This window comes from Spirosoma flavum, assembly GCF_042686045.1.
Classification (GTDB): Bacteria; Bacteroidota; Bacteroidia; order Cytophagales; family Spirosomataceae; genus Spirosoma; species Spirosoma flavum.
The window spans coordinates 17,420-33,134 of record NZ_JBHUOM010000045.1 but is presented as its reverse complement, the minus strand read 5'-3'; the positions used below and the strand labels follow the sequence as shown (position 1 = coordinate 33,134).

Below are 15,715 nucleotides of genomic sequence, written 5' to 3'. Positions count from 1 at the left end.
GATACAAAAACTCAACTCATTTAGCCATTTTATGCACAGGCAGAGTTGTGCAACAGCCACGAGCGTAATTTGAGAATTCGAAATTTTCCTAGCTTACCAACTATTTCTTGAAAAGATTAACTCATTTGTCATTGTACAGCCATGAAGGGGAGATGCTTTGCACATCCTGTTAACAAATTGGTTGCGTTGAAAATGGTACAATTCTTAGGTAAGTTGCATATGCACCGTTATGTTAAGGGAATATTCTTAGATCACACGCCTTATAGAAGCCGTGAAAACAGAGTGAATTGTAATCTGAAAAGAGGAGCGAACAGATGAATAGTATAGTAAGCGAATATCCCTTTTTGAGTTGGTATCGAAATAGCGTTCGCCTTCGCTCTTTACAAAACTGTACCACGACATCATCGCCGGATGCTCTTTTAACTTGACTAGTATCTCCACTAATCTATCAGCCAAAAAAGGAATAATTTTATAATATAGACCTTGTTTGGGGAATATTTATTAACTTGTTATTTATAAAAACTTTATAATGGTAACTCTTATATACATATTCATCATTATAGTATCTATATTAGTAGCAATAATTTTAGTCAGAGAAGTTGGTCGTCATGTAACCAGGATGAGACAGTGTCCAGTTTGTAACAATACCCACTCGGATCGTGTAAAACGACCGAGCTGGGCTTGGGGTATTCAACTTCTAATGAACACACGAGGTTTTCATTGTCATGCTTGTGGCAACAGCTACATCCAACTCGGGCAGAACGTTTAGCCGCTTTCAACATCACTGAATAAAACTTTTTTCGTTCAGTGTACCAAAAGAGCTACACTTAACGAAAGTGTAGGTTAGAAGGAAGCTTGGAAGGTGGTTAGATCCGCTGCTAAATACTCATGGTAAAACTGATGATCTTCAGATCTCCATCAATGGACCTGTCCTGAATGATCAAGCCTGAATCTTCATCGTATAGGCGATCCCCGACCACGGGCAGTAAACCGAATGTATCGTAGTATTGCTGAATACTATTATAACACGTATGAAGTCTATCGTGACACGTGTCTACTACAATCGGATCTTCATACCAGTTGTCCAAAGTAGATAATTTTTTAAGCCGATGAAGTTGTTTTTCAGCTACTAAGAAGTGAATAGTCCAGCCTTTAATTTTCCAATCTGGCTTCGAGATGGCCTCCATAATTGATTTCTCTCTAACCCTCAACGTTGGCTTTCGATGTGTATTAGTTTTCATACGTTTCCGTTTTAGACTGGATTAAAACTACTTACATTAGTTGACCGCAAAAAAGGAATTAAGTGAGCTTTTGATGCTGTATTTTTTTTTAACGGTTTGTTCTAAGTCGAAAGGGAAGAAAACACAGCTCTATTTCGCGGAAAAGCAAGCGCAGTAGGATATTATTGGCTTTAGGGTGGCTTGCCAGAGGCTTTTGGCAGGTTTTCCTTCTTTTGGGGTAGGCTTTCAGGAGGCTCTACTTCACAGAACACTGATTATATAACATCTTTTCACCTATGGTAAATGAATCAAAGTTCTATATCGCCGCCATTGGTGTGTCTGCTGGTGGTCAAGAACCGCTTTGGACTTTCTTTGAGCAGATACCGGCCAACTCAGGTATTGCTTTTATTGTTATTCAACACTTAAATAGAGACTACATTAGTATTGCCGATAAGCTCTTAGCCAAGCATACGGCTATGCCGGTCTGTTGGGCTACTCATCAGTAAGAAGTCAGACCCAACCACATCTATTTGTTACCTATTAATAAGATGATGACGATTGAAGAGGGCTTTTTACAGCTACAGGATAGGAAAATCGAAGAACGGAGCAATTGGGGGGTGGATATCTTCTTTAACTCACTAGCTAAGGGCCAGAAAGCATACGCGATCGGCATTGTGCTCTCGGGAGCAGGCTCTGATGGTACACTTGGATCGATTCAGATTCACCATCAGCAAGGCCAAGTAATGGTGCAAGATCCTCAAACCGCTGAATTCACTAACATGCCTCAATCAGCAATTCTCAACGATCATCCAATAGAAATTTTATCGCCTAAACGGTTAGCTCATGCGTTGCTTAGACTAGCGTCTTAACCGTTTGGCTTTACATAAGCTCACTTATACAACAACTTTGAAGCCCTAATCTATCAAAGGCCTGGTATCCTCTTTAACTCGGAATAATATATTGATCAGCTCCCCCTTTCGTAAACTGATTTTGCCTAGATCAATCAGGTAGTAGCCAATAAATCCCGCGCGTACTTGATGTTTTCCAGGAGATAGCTCTTGTCGAAAATGCCCTAATGTATCGGTTTGGATCAACGTTGTATCGATCTTGATAACGGCCACTTTGAGCGGCTGATTGGTGGCAAAATCGACTACAGAGCCACTAATTATACTTTTATTACCTAAGGCACTCTTTTCTCGTTGAATAGTATAAACACCCTTACGATTCTGTGCTAGGCAAAGGGAATAGTTAATCAAAAAGAGCAGACATAGTATAATTTTCATAAGCGGCTGTTTTGAACTAATCAAAGCCCATGTCTGCACAGAAAGTTATGTAATTCTATTTTCTGTTCATTAACATAAAGTTAGTGGACTTGCAACAAAATACTGGACAAAAATTTAAGCGACTTGTTGAAATGACACTTTACTGAAATCAACTGGGGATAGGTAACCCAGCACGGAATGCCTCCTCTGGCGGTTGTACCAAATCTCGATATACTCAAATACACTTTGTTTGGCTATGGCTCTTGTAATAAAGTCCTGCTGGTAAATAAGCTCTGTCTTTAGCGTTTTAAAAAAACTTTCTGCCACCGCATTGTCCCAGCAATTTCCCTTCCTACTCATACTTTGTAATACGGTTGAGCTCTGTTTGATCAAATCAGTGAACGCATAACAGGCATACTGAATACCTCGGTCTGAATGGAAAATTAGATCACCGGTGATTGGCCTATTTTTAAGGGCCATCTGCCAGGCGGGAATGGTGGTATCGATGGCTTTCATTGACTCGCTTAATGCCCAGCCGATAATCTTGCGATCGTATAAGTCCATAACCATTGTCAAGTACACCCACCCTTCCCGCGTGTGGATATAGGTCAAGTCGGAAACCCAGGCTTTACCCGCCATCACAGGGGTAAAGCCTCGATTTAGATGATTTTCTGCCACCGGATAGGTATGCTTCGAATCAGTTGTGTTGACCACATATTTCTTCTGAATTAGGCTTTTGATCTTCGCTTTTCGCATTAGTCTAGCCACTCGGGGACGGGAAACCTTATGCCCAAGCGCGTTAAGGTCTTTCGTGATCCTAGGACTTCCATACCTTTCCTTGCTGGCTGAAAATGAGGCTTTTATCAATTCGAGAATACGTTCGTTCTCGAATTCTCGTTTACTATCTGGCTGCGACAGCCAGCAATAATAGCCACCGCACGGGCGGCCCCGTTCGACTCACCTTCATTACTTTACACATCAACTCAACGGGAAAAACAGTCTGTTGGGCTTTTATAAATCGGAATATTTCCCGTCGTTCCTGGAGAAGATGCTGACCGCCGGGATATATCGCGTTCTAGCTCAGCTTGTCGGAGTTCTTTTTTCAACCGCAAAATCTCTTGCTGCTCTCCACTGAGTTGAGCCCCCTGAGTAGCAACCTTTCCTGTGGGAGTTAACCGCTCTTGACGCCATCGGGTCAAAAGCTGAGCGGCAATGCCCAATTCAGCAGCGGTCGTTTTGATGGAGCCTTTGGCCACCGAAAGATTGACGGCCATAATTTTGAATTTTTCGTCGTACTGCCTTCTACTTGTTTTCATAATTCACTAAGTTAGATCATGCTTAACTCAGTGTCCAGTTAAATGTAGCAAGTCCAAAGCCTTGATTGAGCAACGATAGGTTGCTTAAGCGCTATTAGCGATACTAACAAAACAATCCATTTTGCCTTCATGAGTTTGGCGAATTTATAACTGTCGTATAATCAAACGTTACATTAACTATGAAGCCGTTTTTAGCGGTCCTTTACTCGTAGTTTTCGAGTCCAATCTACAGAAATTCCATTAACATAATATTGGCTTTTCGTCCTCCCTTCCCAACCGACAATTGGGCCTGTTTTCAAGGCTTCTATGGCGTGGTTGATCTAAGAATAGTTCATTAACGTAACTATCCTTATACAACCCGAATGAGAATAATGCAATTATCATAAGTCCATTTACTTCATTTTATTTCTATACAGACACTCCTTTATCTGCATACAAATATGAAAAATGAGACCTTTGTCGTCTTAGGAAATGGAGCGTTTTCGTGAGACACTGATTTTTACTATCTGTCCAACTCAATCAGTCACATACGTTCTGTTTTTTTCTTACGCCAAATGCCCACCGGTCCGAAATCCTCTTACCGAATCATGCCATCTGAAATAAGTTAAATCATTGAGGTGGCTCAGGCATAAGCGTTGAAAAGGGCGGTGAGATTCGCGTTGGTTTTCTGAACATTGTAGTTCTTCCGGTAGATGAGATCGTTTAAATTAGTTTAACATACAAATAGGTAGTTAATCAATTTTACATACATTTGATGAATTAATTGATTCTATTCATGAAAGGCACTAACCTGGGTGAATTTGAGGAGTTGGTCCTACTAACCATTGCGGCTCTGGTTAATGATGCCTATAGTGTTGCGGTATGCGACGAGATGGAAAAACATACCGGGCGAACTGCCAAATTCGGGGTCGTCCATACCGTGCTCAATAGACTGGAAGAAAAGGGCTTGGCCAGCAGTAGCCTGGGCGAATCGACTAGTTCGCGAGGAGGAAAGCGTAAACGCTATTATTCAGTGACCAATGCGGGGAAGGCTGCTTTATTAAAAAGTAAGGAGGTGCGCGACGGACTTTGGTGCCTTATTCCAGATTTTGTTCTTAAACCTAGCCTATGAAAACGCTACATAACCAGGAGCCAAACGTCGATGGAACCGAAAATGGAAAGCCAGTCGAACCACCTAAGTGGGCACAGCGACTGCTCAGGTGGTATTGCCGACCTGAGTTGCTGGAAGACTTACAAGGTGATTTGAATGAATACTTTGCCCGCAACCTGTTAACAAAAGGACCAAAGCGAGCACGCTGGATATATAGTCTCGATGTACTCAAGTTCCCCCGGTTATACACCCTTCGCAAGCCGTCAAGCCGTACCTTTTCTCCCCAGCCTATCATGATTGGCAGTTACCTCAAAACATCCGGCCGCAGCATTGTGCGGAATAAATTATTTTCGATAATCAACGTGGTAGGCCTCTCAATTGGCCTATCTGTTGGTCTGCTGGTGATTGCCCTCATCCATGATTTGCTGTCCTATGATCGCTTTCATCAGAATCGGGACCGAATTTATCGTATTACCACGACCCAACAAACCCGAGCCGGAAACACCAACGAGTTGGCATCTACCTCGGTCAAAATCGGTAAGTATAGTTCGCAAAAACTGGCGGGTGTTGAAGATGTAGCTATGCTGAGGCGTGGCTTTCCTGGCGACGTTACGATTGGGCACACGACTTTACCTATCAATGGATTGTGGGCGACAGCTTCCTTTTTCAATGTATTTAGCTTTCCCCTTCTTGAAGGCAATCCAGCCACCGCCCTCCAGGAACCTAACTCGATTGTACTCACTCAGAAAGCGGCATACAAACTGTTTGGCAAGGCCAGTGCGCTGAATCAACAGATTCGTGTTGATTCCACGAACTTCATCGTGACAGGAGTGATGAACGACATCCCCTTTTTCTCACACCTTCAATTTGAATCGTTGGCTTCCTTTTCCACCCTGGAAAGTAATCCAGTATATAGTCAGGAGTTTGCTAATTGGAAAAACATTTCGGATGCCTATGTCTACCTTCTGTTGCCGCTAACTGGAGATGCCCGTCAGATTCAGGTTGGTCTGGATCGACTGAGCCAAGTCGAAAATGCCCGACTACCTGAGGCAACGATCACGACACATCTGCAACCCCTGACCAACATCTTTCTGGGGCAGGATTTGCACAATGAGATTGGGCATAGCGTACCGCGTAGCGTGCTGTGGGTAATTATCGGTCTGGCCATGGCGGCTATTTTGTCGGCCTGTTTCAATTATACAAATCTGTCCATCGCCCGCTCGCTCCGGCGTTCCCGTGAAGTGGGCGTACGTAAAGTACTCGGAGCCTTGAGAAGTCAGGTTGTTATGCAGTTTGTGGTGGAGGCTGTCGTGATTGCGTTACTGGCCCTACTGGTTTCAGTAGGCCTATTTTTTGGCTGGCGTACCGCTTTTTTATCGATGGGGCCTAGCTTCGCTCAGCTGGATTTAAGCCCCATGGTAGTCGCTTCATTTCTACTTCTCGCTGTAGTGGTGGGCGTTTTATCGGGTCTATTGCCAGCGGTATCACTGGCCAATATCAACCCGGTACAGGTGCTCAAAAGTGCCCGGACCCTTAAGCTGTTTCGCCACGTAAATCTGCGAAAGGCATTAATCTTTCTTCAGTATACCTTTTCCCTCTGCTTCATTGCCTCAACCCTAATCATCTATACTCAATATGACTTTTTCATTTCGCAACCCCTGGGTTTCTCAACAGATAACATCGTCAATATTGCTTTACAGGGTAATTCAGCCGATCGGGTTAAAAAAGAAATTGCCCAATTATCGGGGGTAAGCGGGCTCTCGCAGTCTCAACTGGTAACGGGTTTGGGTAACTCTTACAGCGCTTACATAAAGTATTTGGATTCTCGGGATTCGGTAATGGCGAACGTGAATGGAATTGACGAGAACTATATACCACTGCATGCATATCAACTAGTAGCTGGCCGGAATGTATTTCCCAAGTCTGTGCCGAGTGAAACGAGCGAAATAGTGGTGAATCAGCAGCTGCTGAAACGGCTCAACATCGGTAACAATGACCCCCAAAAAGCAGTAGGCTTGTCGCTACTAGTTGACGGAAAACCTAATCTGATCGTCGGCGTCCTCAAGGATTTTCATTACGGATCACTCTATCAGAAAGTTGAACCAGCCTTTTTTCGGTATTTCCCTCAGGATGCTCACTATTTAAATGTGCGTATTCAAGTCACTGATTGGCCATCGACATTAGCTCGGCTCCAGTCGACCTGGCGTACAATTGACCGCGTTCATCCCCTCATGGCGAGTTTATACCAGGATGACATTAAGCAATTTTATAGACCCTTGTCTATGATGAGCAAAGTCATTGGCTGCCTGGCTTTTATGACGATTTTTATTGCCTCGTTGGGTTTATTTGGTATGGTCGTCTTTACGGCCGAAACCCGATTGAAAGAGGTAAGCGTACGAAAGGTATTGGGTGCCAGTGAGGCCAGTCTGGTGTATCTATTAAGTAAAGGCTTTTTAGGGATTTTACTTGCCGCTGCTTTCCTGGCCCTGCCGGCCACGTATCTTCTATTCGATAAAGTAGTATTAAGTCAGCTGGCGTATCATGCCCCTATTACGGTGCTTGGTTTACTGAGTTGCCTGATGCTTTTTATGGTGATTGCGTTGCTGATTATAAGCTCTAAAACCATCGGTGTGGCGCGAAGCAATCCAGCCCAGGTACTGAAAGCAGAATAACGTAGGAAATCGTGTAAAATAAATCGTATACTACGGTTTGGAGTTAACAGTTATAAAAACAAGTCGTCCAATTAAACGCCCATTTCTTGAAGCAGATAAATGAAGATTGAGTTGTCTCAGGAAGGAGGATTTAATGAGACAGTGAGTTTTTAATAACTGTAAACTCTATTTAGTCGCATACGGCTACGGCTATAGGATTATAATTTTTCATTAGCTTGTTTTGCATAGTACCGTTTTATACCTTTAACCAAACGAGTTGATCAAAACACGAACAGTTAATTACAATGGGATAAGATTTCGATTTATAATGGCGTGTGAGAAATAATAAGTTTGTTCTGATTCTTCCTAACATCTACAATATGAAAACGTCAATCAAATCTGTTTTGGCAGCAGCCTTTACCTGTCTTACGTTAGCGACCTTACAACCGACTCAGGCACAAACACTGGCTAAGAATGGGCAGTGGTTAGAGAAACAGTTTGACCAGCTCATTAAGGATGAGAAGGCCAATGAAGTCCCCAAGTTTACCTTTAAGGGCTGTCAGATGAACATGGACCTGGACACCAAAGACAAGGATGTATCCGTAGGGATGCATATGGCTTGGCTGTTAAGTGATGTTCGTAAGATCAGCTACAAAAAAGATAAGGACGGTCAGTATACGATGCTATTAGATGTGCCAGCTGACAAAGTAAAGATGGCCATGAATGTGGGTGGCTTCGGTGGCTCCTTCAATCAAGACGGCAAAGACAAGCACAATAAAGACAACACCACTTCCTTGAATCTGTCTACAACGAATGAATCCTTGGTTAAGCAGATCAAGCAAAAACTGGAGGAATCGGTACAACTCTGTCAGCAAGGGAAAAACTGATGGATTAGATTCGGCCCTGCATCAGAACACTATTGGGGTAGATAGTTAGCCGGTGATTAGCCTCCTGTAATCACTCCTCGGTCTGCTTCTGGTAGTGTTCCATATTCCACGGTAGCATTTTGACGCCTTCGCCCTCCGGCCCCTAACGCTGGCTTCTATATGTTGACCAAAGTACGAAACGTCAGGCTAAATGCTCGTTACTTATCCGTTTTCTAAAACGCCTCGTTTAAGAAGCAGGTATAGGGGTTAGCGACAAGTTTGGGGTAAAATCTTAACGAGGTGTATTTATAATATTGATTTACAGTATATTACATAGCCGATCGAACCCTAACTTACTATTGTTAACTTTGTAAACAGCGTATAGCCAACAGACAATAACTCTGTACCGTCGCATGAGTCTTCGGTCGACAATTGGGCGTACCCTCAACCACTTTTGTCTGACCGATTCAATCTGTACCGCTACGGCATTGTTATCGATTTTTACGAGTATAGGACCTACTCTTTGTCAGCTTCATCACAAGATAACAATAGCTTAACCCTTCGTTCGGCTTATTTAGGCAACTTTGAGTATTAATCCACTTGGTTAGTACGGACAAATTGCGCCATGAGCCTTACCACGCAACTAGAGCAGCAGTGGCTGAGACAACTTCGCCTGGGAGATGAACAAGCCTTCAGGGCTATATATGGCCACTTTTGGGAAGAACTGCTTGGCTTTGCCTATAAAAAGACGGGTTCGCTGCCGGTGGCTGAAGATCTGGTTCAGGACCTGTTCATTTCGCTTTGGCTCAAGCGAGACAGCTTATTAATTTCCCAGTCGCTTAAAGCCTACCTGTTTGCCATTCTTAAATACCAGGTCATTGATTATATTCGGGCCAATATATCCCGGCAAAATTATCTTTCTTCGCTCAAGCTGGCCATGCAGACATCTACCAGTGGGGATGAGGTCGCTTCGAATGAAATTCATGAATTGGTGCAGCAGTCAGCCCAGGCAATGCCCGAACGAATGCGACTGATTTTTGAAATGAGTCGTTACCAGGGCTACTCCAACGAAGAGATTGCCCAGCAGTTAAACCTCTCGGAGCAAACGGTCCGTAATCAAATTAGTAGTGCCCTAAAGCGCATCCGTACCAATTTGAGTGATTATCTGCCGATGCTATATCTGGTGTTTGGCTTTTTTAAAAATTAATTTCTTTCGCATCTAGTACAACTGGCCTACTTATCCGACTTGGTAAGCAGGAGGCCCTGCATAGGTTGGGGTACAACAGGCAACGTGAGCGCTCAGGAAGAACAACGATTACTCGAAAAATACCGCCAGGGGCAATGTACAGCCGAAGAGCAACTCCTACTAGACCACTGGTTCGATGAACTAGGTCATGAACGGCCGCCACTGCACTTCGCCAGCGAAACCAAGCGAAAGCAAGTCGAAAAACGGCTGTTTAACCGTATTTACCGCCGTATTCGGACTCCGCAACGGCTAAGCCAGCCTAAATGGCATATTGACAAACTAAGCTGGCAAGTAGCCGCCAGTCTCATCTTGTTTTTGGGTTTGGGTTGGGTAACGTACCGGATCTATAGTCAATCGACAGCTCAACGATTGACCACTCCACAACGGGTTATTGCCAATTTACCGGGTGAGCACAAACAGGTTGTCCTGCCCGATGGATCGGTCGTGCAACTCAACGGGCGCAGCACGTTAACATTTACACAACAATTCTCGGATACGGCGCGCGTCCTTTTTTTGGAAGGAGAAGCCTTCTTTGAGGTGACTAAAGATCCTAAGCGTCCCTTCACCGTATGGGCGGGGGGGGTGGGCACAACTGCGCTTGGCACGTCCTTCAATATCCGAGCCCTTGGTGGCCGGCCAACCAAGGTATCTTTGCTAACGGGTAAGGTGCGCGTGAGTCCCATTAATAAATTATTGGCTGGGCAATGGCTTCTAGACCCGGGTCGGCAGCTGACCTACCAACCGGACAATGGACAGGCAACCATTACTCTGTTTCAGCCCGCTGATGTTCTGGCCTGGCGCGAGGGTAATCTTTACGTGGATGATGAGCCACTAGCCGATGTGTTACGGCAGATCAGTCAACGATATCGAGTGGTGATTCAATTCAATGAGCAGCAGTTGCGTCGATGCCGGGTGACGACTCGAATCGACAAGAAAGATACCCTGGAAGACATTTTTCAGTTACTCTCGTTTAGTCACCACTTAATCGTCAAACGACAAGCCAACCGGTATGTAGTAACCGCTACTGGCTGCCCCTGAGTTTTTCTTGGGCAGATTCTTGAGAGCTACTTTTTTTAAATAGACAATTCCAACTGGTTAAAACCTAGTCTGGCCAGCATCGCTGTGCCTTACCCAGTACATGTTTGCCAACAAATCAACCGAACCGATGCACCGAAACTATTTACTATTAAGCCAATTACTAATCTGGTTAGTAACGCTGTACCCTGTGACGGCGTCCGCTCAGGCGCAATCCGTCCGCATCAGCCTTGATCTGAAAAACGTACCCCTTACCGACGTATTCAACGCGATCCAAAGTCAATCCCGCTATACCTTTACCTACAGCCAACAGGCGTTGCGTCCCATCACTATTCACCGGGTCCAGTTACGCCAGGAGCCGCTGAGTACCATATTGGCTTTCCTCGAAAAGGAAGCGAAGGTTGATTTTCTGGTTATCAACCGTTCCATCAGTGTACAGCCTAAAGCACTGGGTACTAGCCCAAACGTTCCTGCACCCGTCTTAAACCGACTACCCAAACGAACGCTCAGCGGTAAAGTGACTGATGCCGTGACCGGTGAAGCGTTGCCCGGCGCGTCAGTGGTCGTTAAGGGATCGCCGGTGGGCACCTCTACCGATGCTGAGGGCAGTTTCTCCATCACAATCGAGGACGAAACAACCCCATTAACCGTATCTTATATTGGTTACCAGAGCCAGGAACTAACGCCCGGCAAGCAGACGATGGTCACGGTTGCCCTGGCTCCGTTAGCGCAGGCGCTCAACCAAGTCGTCGTCATTGGTTACGGAACCCAGACCCGCAAAGATTTAACCACGGCCGTCGGTTCGATTAAAGGGACTGCGCTGACCGATCAGCCCGTCCTCAACTATGAGCAGGCGTTGGTGGGAAAGTTAGCCGGTGTCCAGGTCTTGCAAACCACCGGCGAACCGGGCCGGTCGTTCAGCTTTCGCATCCGCGGTACCACCTCCATTACGGCGGGGAATGCGCCCTTGTTTGTCGTGGATGGCGTACCGCTCGACCGCCAGGGCCAAGCCGCCGAGTCGCTCAATGCGAATGATATTGCCTCCGTCGAAGTGCTGAAAGATGCCTCGGCAGCCGCCATTTATGGCTCGCGGGGGGCCAATGGGGTCGTACTCATTACCACAAAAAAGGCCGACAAACAAGGACTCAGCGTAAGCTATAACCAACTAACGGGTGTGCAAACCGTCGCTAAGAAAATAAGCATGCTGGATGCGTATGGCTACGCGGCTCTGGTCAAGGAGGGTCATGACAATGCCTGGGTCGATTTTGCGCCGGCTAACAGAGCCGCCACGCCGGATGCCCAACGGGGACCCGTTGAAGCCGCTGGCTACTACTGGAACCAAACACCCCCCGATCTATACCCTTACCTGGCCAGTCAGCCCGGCGTGACCACACCCGACTTAATCAATACGGATTGGCAGGACGCCATTTTTCGCTCCGCTTCCTTTACCAATCACAGCCTAGCTTTTTCGGGGGGCAATCAGCAGGCCAAATTTTACGTGTCCGGTCACTATACCAATCAGCAAGGCATTGTCATTCACTCGGACTATAAGCGTTACGCGACCCGCATCAATATGGATGTTCACCAAAACAGGTTGCAACTGGGTTTAACGCTATCCCCCTCTTATTCAACCGAAAACCGAATCAATGGCGATGGCCCTTACCTGGATCAGGGCGTGGTCAGTTCGGCGTTGCAACTCTCACCCACCTGGCCGATCTACAATCCCGATGGCTCCTATAACTTTGAGGGCAATGGCAAGTGGCGCATTGGCAAAGATTATCAACACAATGCCGTACTCAATCCGGTAGCGCTGGCCACTCTCATTACCAACCGTTCGTACCATAGCAATCTGTTGGGACGACTATTTCTGGATTATGAATTAGCTACCGGGCTCCATTACAACATTTCCTTAGGTGGTGCCCTGAACAACGACCGTACGGACTATTACCGCCCCTCGACACTGCCCACGTTAGGCGAAGCGTATTACCTGAACCCGTCTAACCCAATCGCCCAAAACAGTACATCCAATAGTACCAACTGGGTACTGGAACAAACGGCTACCTATCGTCGGAGCATCGGCAGCCATCACCTATCGGCGCTAGCGGGGTTTACCTCCCAGCAGAATACGCTCAGCCAGAACAGCCTAACCGCCACCAACTTTCCCAACGACCTGGTTCAGACGCTGAATGCCGGGCAGGTGACCGTTGGCAGCTCGACCGTTAGCCGGTGGTCCCTCTTGTCACTGCTGGGCCGCGTGCAGTACGATTACAAGGAGAAATACCTGCTCTCGGCCGCTCTCCGCCGGGATGGTTCCTCCCGGTTCGGCCCAACCACTAAGTGGGGAAACTTCCCGTCCGTATCGGCTGGGTGGCGACTTTCCGCCGAGCCGTTCCTGCAACCAGTACGAGCGATTAGCAACTTGAAACTAAGAGCCAGTTACGGGATGACGGGTAATTTTCAGATCAACGACTACGAATCCATCGGCCGACTGCAATACGATAACTATATTCTGGGGGCTGGTCAAGGGCAACTGACCAGTGGAGTGACGCCCCGCAACCTGAGCAATGCTAACCTGGGCTGGGAAACGACCACCATGACGGACATTGGCCTGGAACTGGGCCTATTAAACGACCGCTTTACACTGGAGATGGACTGGTACGACCGCAACACGTCGAATCTGCTGCTTAACGTACCGGTTCCCCTGACGACGGGTTACAGCGTAGCCCGGCGTAACATCGGTAAAGTCAACAACCGGGGACTGGAACTAACGCTGTCAACCCAACATACGACTGGACGTTTCACCTGGACAGTTAGTGGCAACATCGCCACCAACCAGAATACGGTTCGCGCCTTAGGGCCAGGCGACGCCCCCATTATTCAAACCAATGGCACGACCAATACCTTTTTCATCACCCAGGTGGGCTCACCCATCGGCTCGTATTATCTTTTAAAAGAAACGGGTGTCTACCGTAACCAGGCGGATCTGGACGCTAATCCGCATTTCGCGGGTGCCCAGCCGGGCGACTTTAAGTTTGTGGATGTTGATGGCGACGGGCAACTGGACGTGGATAAAGACCGGACCCTGGTTGGCAATTACTTCCCGGATTTTACCTACGGCTTGAACGCATCAATCAAGGTGAAAGGACTTGAATTGGGATTCACCCTACAGGGCGTGCAAGGGGTTGAGATCGTTAATCTCATGCGTCGCTACATTGATAGCATGGAGGGCACGTTCAACAACACGACGGATGCGTTGAACCGCTGGCGTTCCGACACCGACCCCGGCAACGGCCAGACCAATCGGGCGAACCGTAAAGCGAAAGGTAATAACGGGCGAACCTCCAGCTGGCACGTTGAAGATGGGTCGTACTTACGCCTTCAAACGGTAACCCTGGGGTATACCCTGCCCAAACAATGGCTCGAACGGTTGAAGCTGGGCACGGCCCGTGTCTACGTATCCGGGCAGAACCTGTTTACGTTGACCCGGTACTCGGGCTATAATCCGGAAGTGAATCTATACAATAGCGATGCCCTGACGCCGGGCGTCGATTATGGAACGTATCCCCTGGCCCGAACCTTTGCCGGTGGTATTAACCTGACCTTCTGATAACACCCTTTTCTAATGCCAACGATGAAAACGATTTATACACTGGTACTCGCCTGGCTTATGTGCGCTTGTGGGCAGAATTTTCTGAACCTCGAACCGATTTCCGAAGCTAACGTCGCCAATTTTTATCAGAACGCCAGCGATTTCAATACGGCCGTTGTCGGGGCGTATGGGGCGTTGCAGACCTATCCCGATATGTACTTCGAGCTGACCAGTTACCGCTCCGACGAACTAACGGTAGGGGCGCCCACCGCCGGTTCCCAGGATCGCTACAACAACGACCACTTTTTGGACGACGCGTCAAACCAGCTCCAATTGAGCGTCTGGGCGAATCTTTACAACGGCATTGCCCGCTGCAACGAGATCATCAGTCGCCTGAACACCGTTAACCTGGACGCGTCGGTGAAGCAGCCGTTTGACGGGGAGACCCGATTTTTACGCGCCTATCATTATTATAATCTAATCAACTTCTGGGGGGACGTTCCGCTCGTGCTTCAACCTGTCAGCGTGGAAGAGTCGTATCAGATTGGTCGCAGTTCGGTCGCTGCGGTACAAGAAGCGATTGAAGCCGATCTGACCCTGGCCATCCAATCCTTGCCCGCAAGCTACACGGGCGTGAACGTTGGGCGGGCCACGGCCGGTTCAGCCCGTACCTTACTGGCCAAAGTGCAGTTGATGCAAAAGCGCTATGCGGACGTTGCCACGACATTGCAACCGCTACTGACGGGCCCTTATCAATTATTGAGCGACGTGAGCCAGGTGTTTAATGTGGCGAACAAATACAATGCTGAAATTATCTTCGCGGTTCGTTACAACAAGGAGGTTACCAACGAAGGACATGGTCTTTGGCTGACGACGACGGCGGCTACTTCCTCCTTAGTTCCCCCCTGGATCTTGGCGGCTTACCCAACGGGTGACCGTCGACGGGATTTGGTCACCTACGCGCGCTCGGGAACGGCGAACGTCTATGTACCGAATAAATACCTCGATGTTGTGTCGGCGACTACCCGCACTGCGGGCAACGACTTTCCCCTGCTGCGCTTTTCGGATGTGTTGTTAATGTACGCCGAAGCCCTCAATGAACAGAGCTACGTAGCCAGTGGGGAGGCCTTATCAATCCTGAACCGAGTCCGGACGCGGGCTGGTGCGCCCGCTTACACGGCCGCTACGTTGCCCGACCAGTCGACATTCCGTCAGGCGATATATCTGGAGCGAAAGCTGGAGTTCGCCTACGAAGGTCAACGCTGGTTCGATCTGCTGCGCGAGGGGTCGGCTCAGGCCCAGGTGCTAGCCTACGAAAAAATTACAGTACCTGGCTACCGCCTGCTTTACCCCGTTCCTTCTCAGGAGTATTTGAAGTATCGTAATCCCACCCTGTTTCCTCAGAATCCGGGCTATTAATTCGTATCCCTACGGCACGTT

Annotated in this window: 10 protein-coding genes and 2 pseudogenes; 8 read left to right on the top strand and 4 right to left on the bottom strand. The window is 47.4% G+C overall.

The window, feature by feature from the left end; all coding sequences use genetic code 11:
- Positions 1–878 precede the first annotated feature (878 nt).
- Positions 879–1,241 (bottom strand): hypothetical protein, encoded by a 363-nt coding sequence (locus ACFS25_RS29020; protein WP_381508298.1) that lies wholly within the window; start codon positions 1,239–1,241, stop codon positions 879–881.
- Between the two features lie 275 nt (positions 1,242–1,516).
- Between ACFS25_RS29020 and ACFS25_RS29015 the strand changes: the two are divergent.
- A pseudogene (locus ACFS25_RS29015) lies at positions 1,517–2,089 on the top strand (chemotaxis protein CheB).
- A 45-nt stretch (positions 2,090–2,134) separates the two neighbouring features.
- Here the strand turns inward: ACFS25_RS29015 and ACFS25_RS29010 are convergent.
- The 3 genes and pseudogenes from ACFS25_RS29010 to ACFS25_RS29000 all read right to left on the bottom strand — a co-directional run bounded on the left by ACFS25_RS29010 (position 2,135) and on the right by ACFS25_RS29000 (position 3,798).
- On the bottom strand, positions 2,135–2,503 hold the full coding sequence (locus ACFS25_RS29010) for a peptidase associated/transthyretin-like domain-containing protein (protein ID WP_381508296.1): 369 nt from the start codon (positions 2,501–2,503) through the stop codon (positions 2,135–2,137).
- Between the two features lie 114 nt (positions 2,504–2,617).
- Positions 2,618–3,403 (bottom strand): annotated as a pseudogene (locus tag ACFS25_RS29005) (IS3 family transposase); the annotation flags it as partial.
- Positions 3,404–3,465: 62 nt separating this feature from the next.
- Entirely contained in the window at positions 3,466–3,798 is a 333-nt protein-coding gene (locus ACFS25_RS29000; protein WP_381508294.1) for a transposase, read from the bottom strand.
- A 775-nt stretch (positions 3,799–4,573) separates the two neighbouring features.
- Here ACFS25_RS29000 and ACFS25_RS28995 point away from each other — a divergent pair.
- From ACFS25_RS28995 to ACFS25_RS28965, 7 genes are all read left to right on the top strand, one after another.
- A complete protein-coding gene (locus ACFS25_RS28995) occupies positions 4,574–4,909 on the top strand; it encodes a PadR family transcriptional regulator (RefSeq protein ID WP_381508292.1) in 336 nt (111 codons plus the stop codon).
- Positions 4,906–7,560: an ABC transporter permease gene (locus tag ACFS25_RS28990; RefSeq protein WP_381508290.1), complete on the top strand. Its 2,655-nt coding sequence runs from the start codon at positions 4,906–4,908 to the stop codon at positions 7,558–7,560. Before ACFS25_RS28995 ends, ACFS25_RS28990 begins: the two co-directional genes overlap by 4 nt.
- Positions 7,561–7,919: 359 nt before the next feature.
- Positions 7,920–8,426, top strand: a complete 507-nt coding sequence (locus tag ACFS25_RS28985) for a hypothetical protein (RefSeq protein WP_381508288.1) — start codon at positions 7,920–7,922, stop codon at positions 8,424–8,426.
- A 604-nt stretch (positions 8,427–9,030) separates the two neighbouring features.
- A complete protein-coding gene (locus ACFS25_RS28980) occupies positions 9,031–9,612 on the top strand; it encodes an RNA polymerase sigma factor (RefSeq protein ID WP_381508286.1) in 582 nt (193 codons plus the stop codon).
- Between the two features lie 84 nt (positions 9,613–9,696).
- Positions 9,697–10,689 carry a FecR family protein gene (locus ACFS25_RS28975; RefSeq protein WP_381508284.1) on the top strand — a complete coding sequence of 331 codons (993 nt, stop codon included), beginning with the start codon at positions 9,697–9,699 and terminating at the stop codon, positions 10,687–10,689.
- A gap of 100 nt (positions 10,690–10,789) precedes the next feature.
- Positions 10,790–14,293, top strand: a complete 3,504-nt coding sequence (locus ACFS25_RS28970; protein ID WP_381508282.1) for a SusC/RagA family TonB-linked outer membrane protein — start codon at positions 10,790–10,792, stop codon at positions 14,291–14,293.
- A gap of 24 nt (positions 14,294–14,317) precedes the next feature.
- Entirely contained in the window at positions 14,318–15,694 is a 1,377-nt protein-coding gene (locus ACFS25_RS28965; RefSeq protein WP_381508280.1) for a RagB/SusD family nutrient uptake outer membrane protein, read from the top strand.
- Positions 15,695–15,715 lie beyond the last annotated feature (21 nt).

Coding starts and splice junctions, on each gene's coding strand:
- ACFS25_RS29020 (WP_381508298.1), bottom strand. CDS start 1,241: ATGAAAACTAATACACATCGAAAGCCAACGTTGAGGGTTAGAGAGAAA.
- ACFS25_RS29010 (WP_381508296.1), bottom strand. CDS start 2,503: ATGAAAATTATACTATGTCTGCTCTTTTTGATTAACTATTCCCTTTGC.
- ACFS25_RS29000 (WP_381508294.1), bottom strand. CDS start 3,798: ATGAAAACAAGTAGAAGGCAGTACGACGAAAAATTCAAAATTATGGCC.
- ACFS25_RS28995 (WP_381508292.1), top strand. CDS start 4,574: ATGAAAGGCACTAACCTGGGTGAATTTGAGGAGTTGGTCCTACTAACC.
- ACFS25_RS28990 (WP_381508290.1), top strand. CDS start 4,906: ATGAAAACGCTACATAACCAGGAGCCAAACGTCGATGGAACCGAAAAT.
- ACFS25_RS28985 (WP_381508288.1), top strand. CDS start 7,920: ATGAAAACGTCAATCAAATCTGTTTTGGCAGCAGCCTTTACCTGTCTT.
- ACFS25_RS28980 (WP_381508286.1), top strand. CDS start 9,031: ATGAGCCTTACCACGCAACTAGAGCAGCAGTGGCTGAGACAACTTCGC.
- ACFS25_RS28970 (WP_381508282.1), top strand. CDS start 10,790: ATGTTTGCCAACAAATCAACCGAACCGATGCACCGAAACTATTTACTA.
- ACFS25_RS28965 (WP_381508280.1), top strand. CDS start 14,318: ATGAAAACGATTTATACACTGGTACTCGCCTGGCTTATGTGCGCTTGT.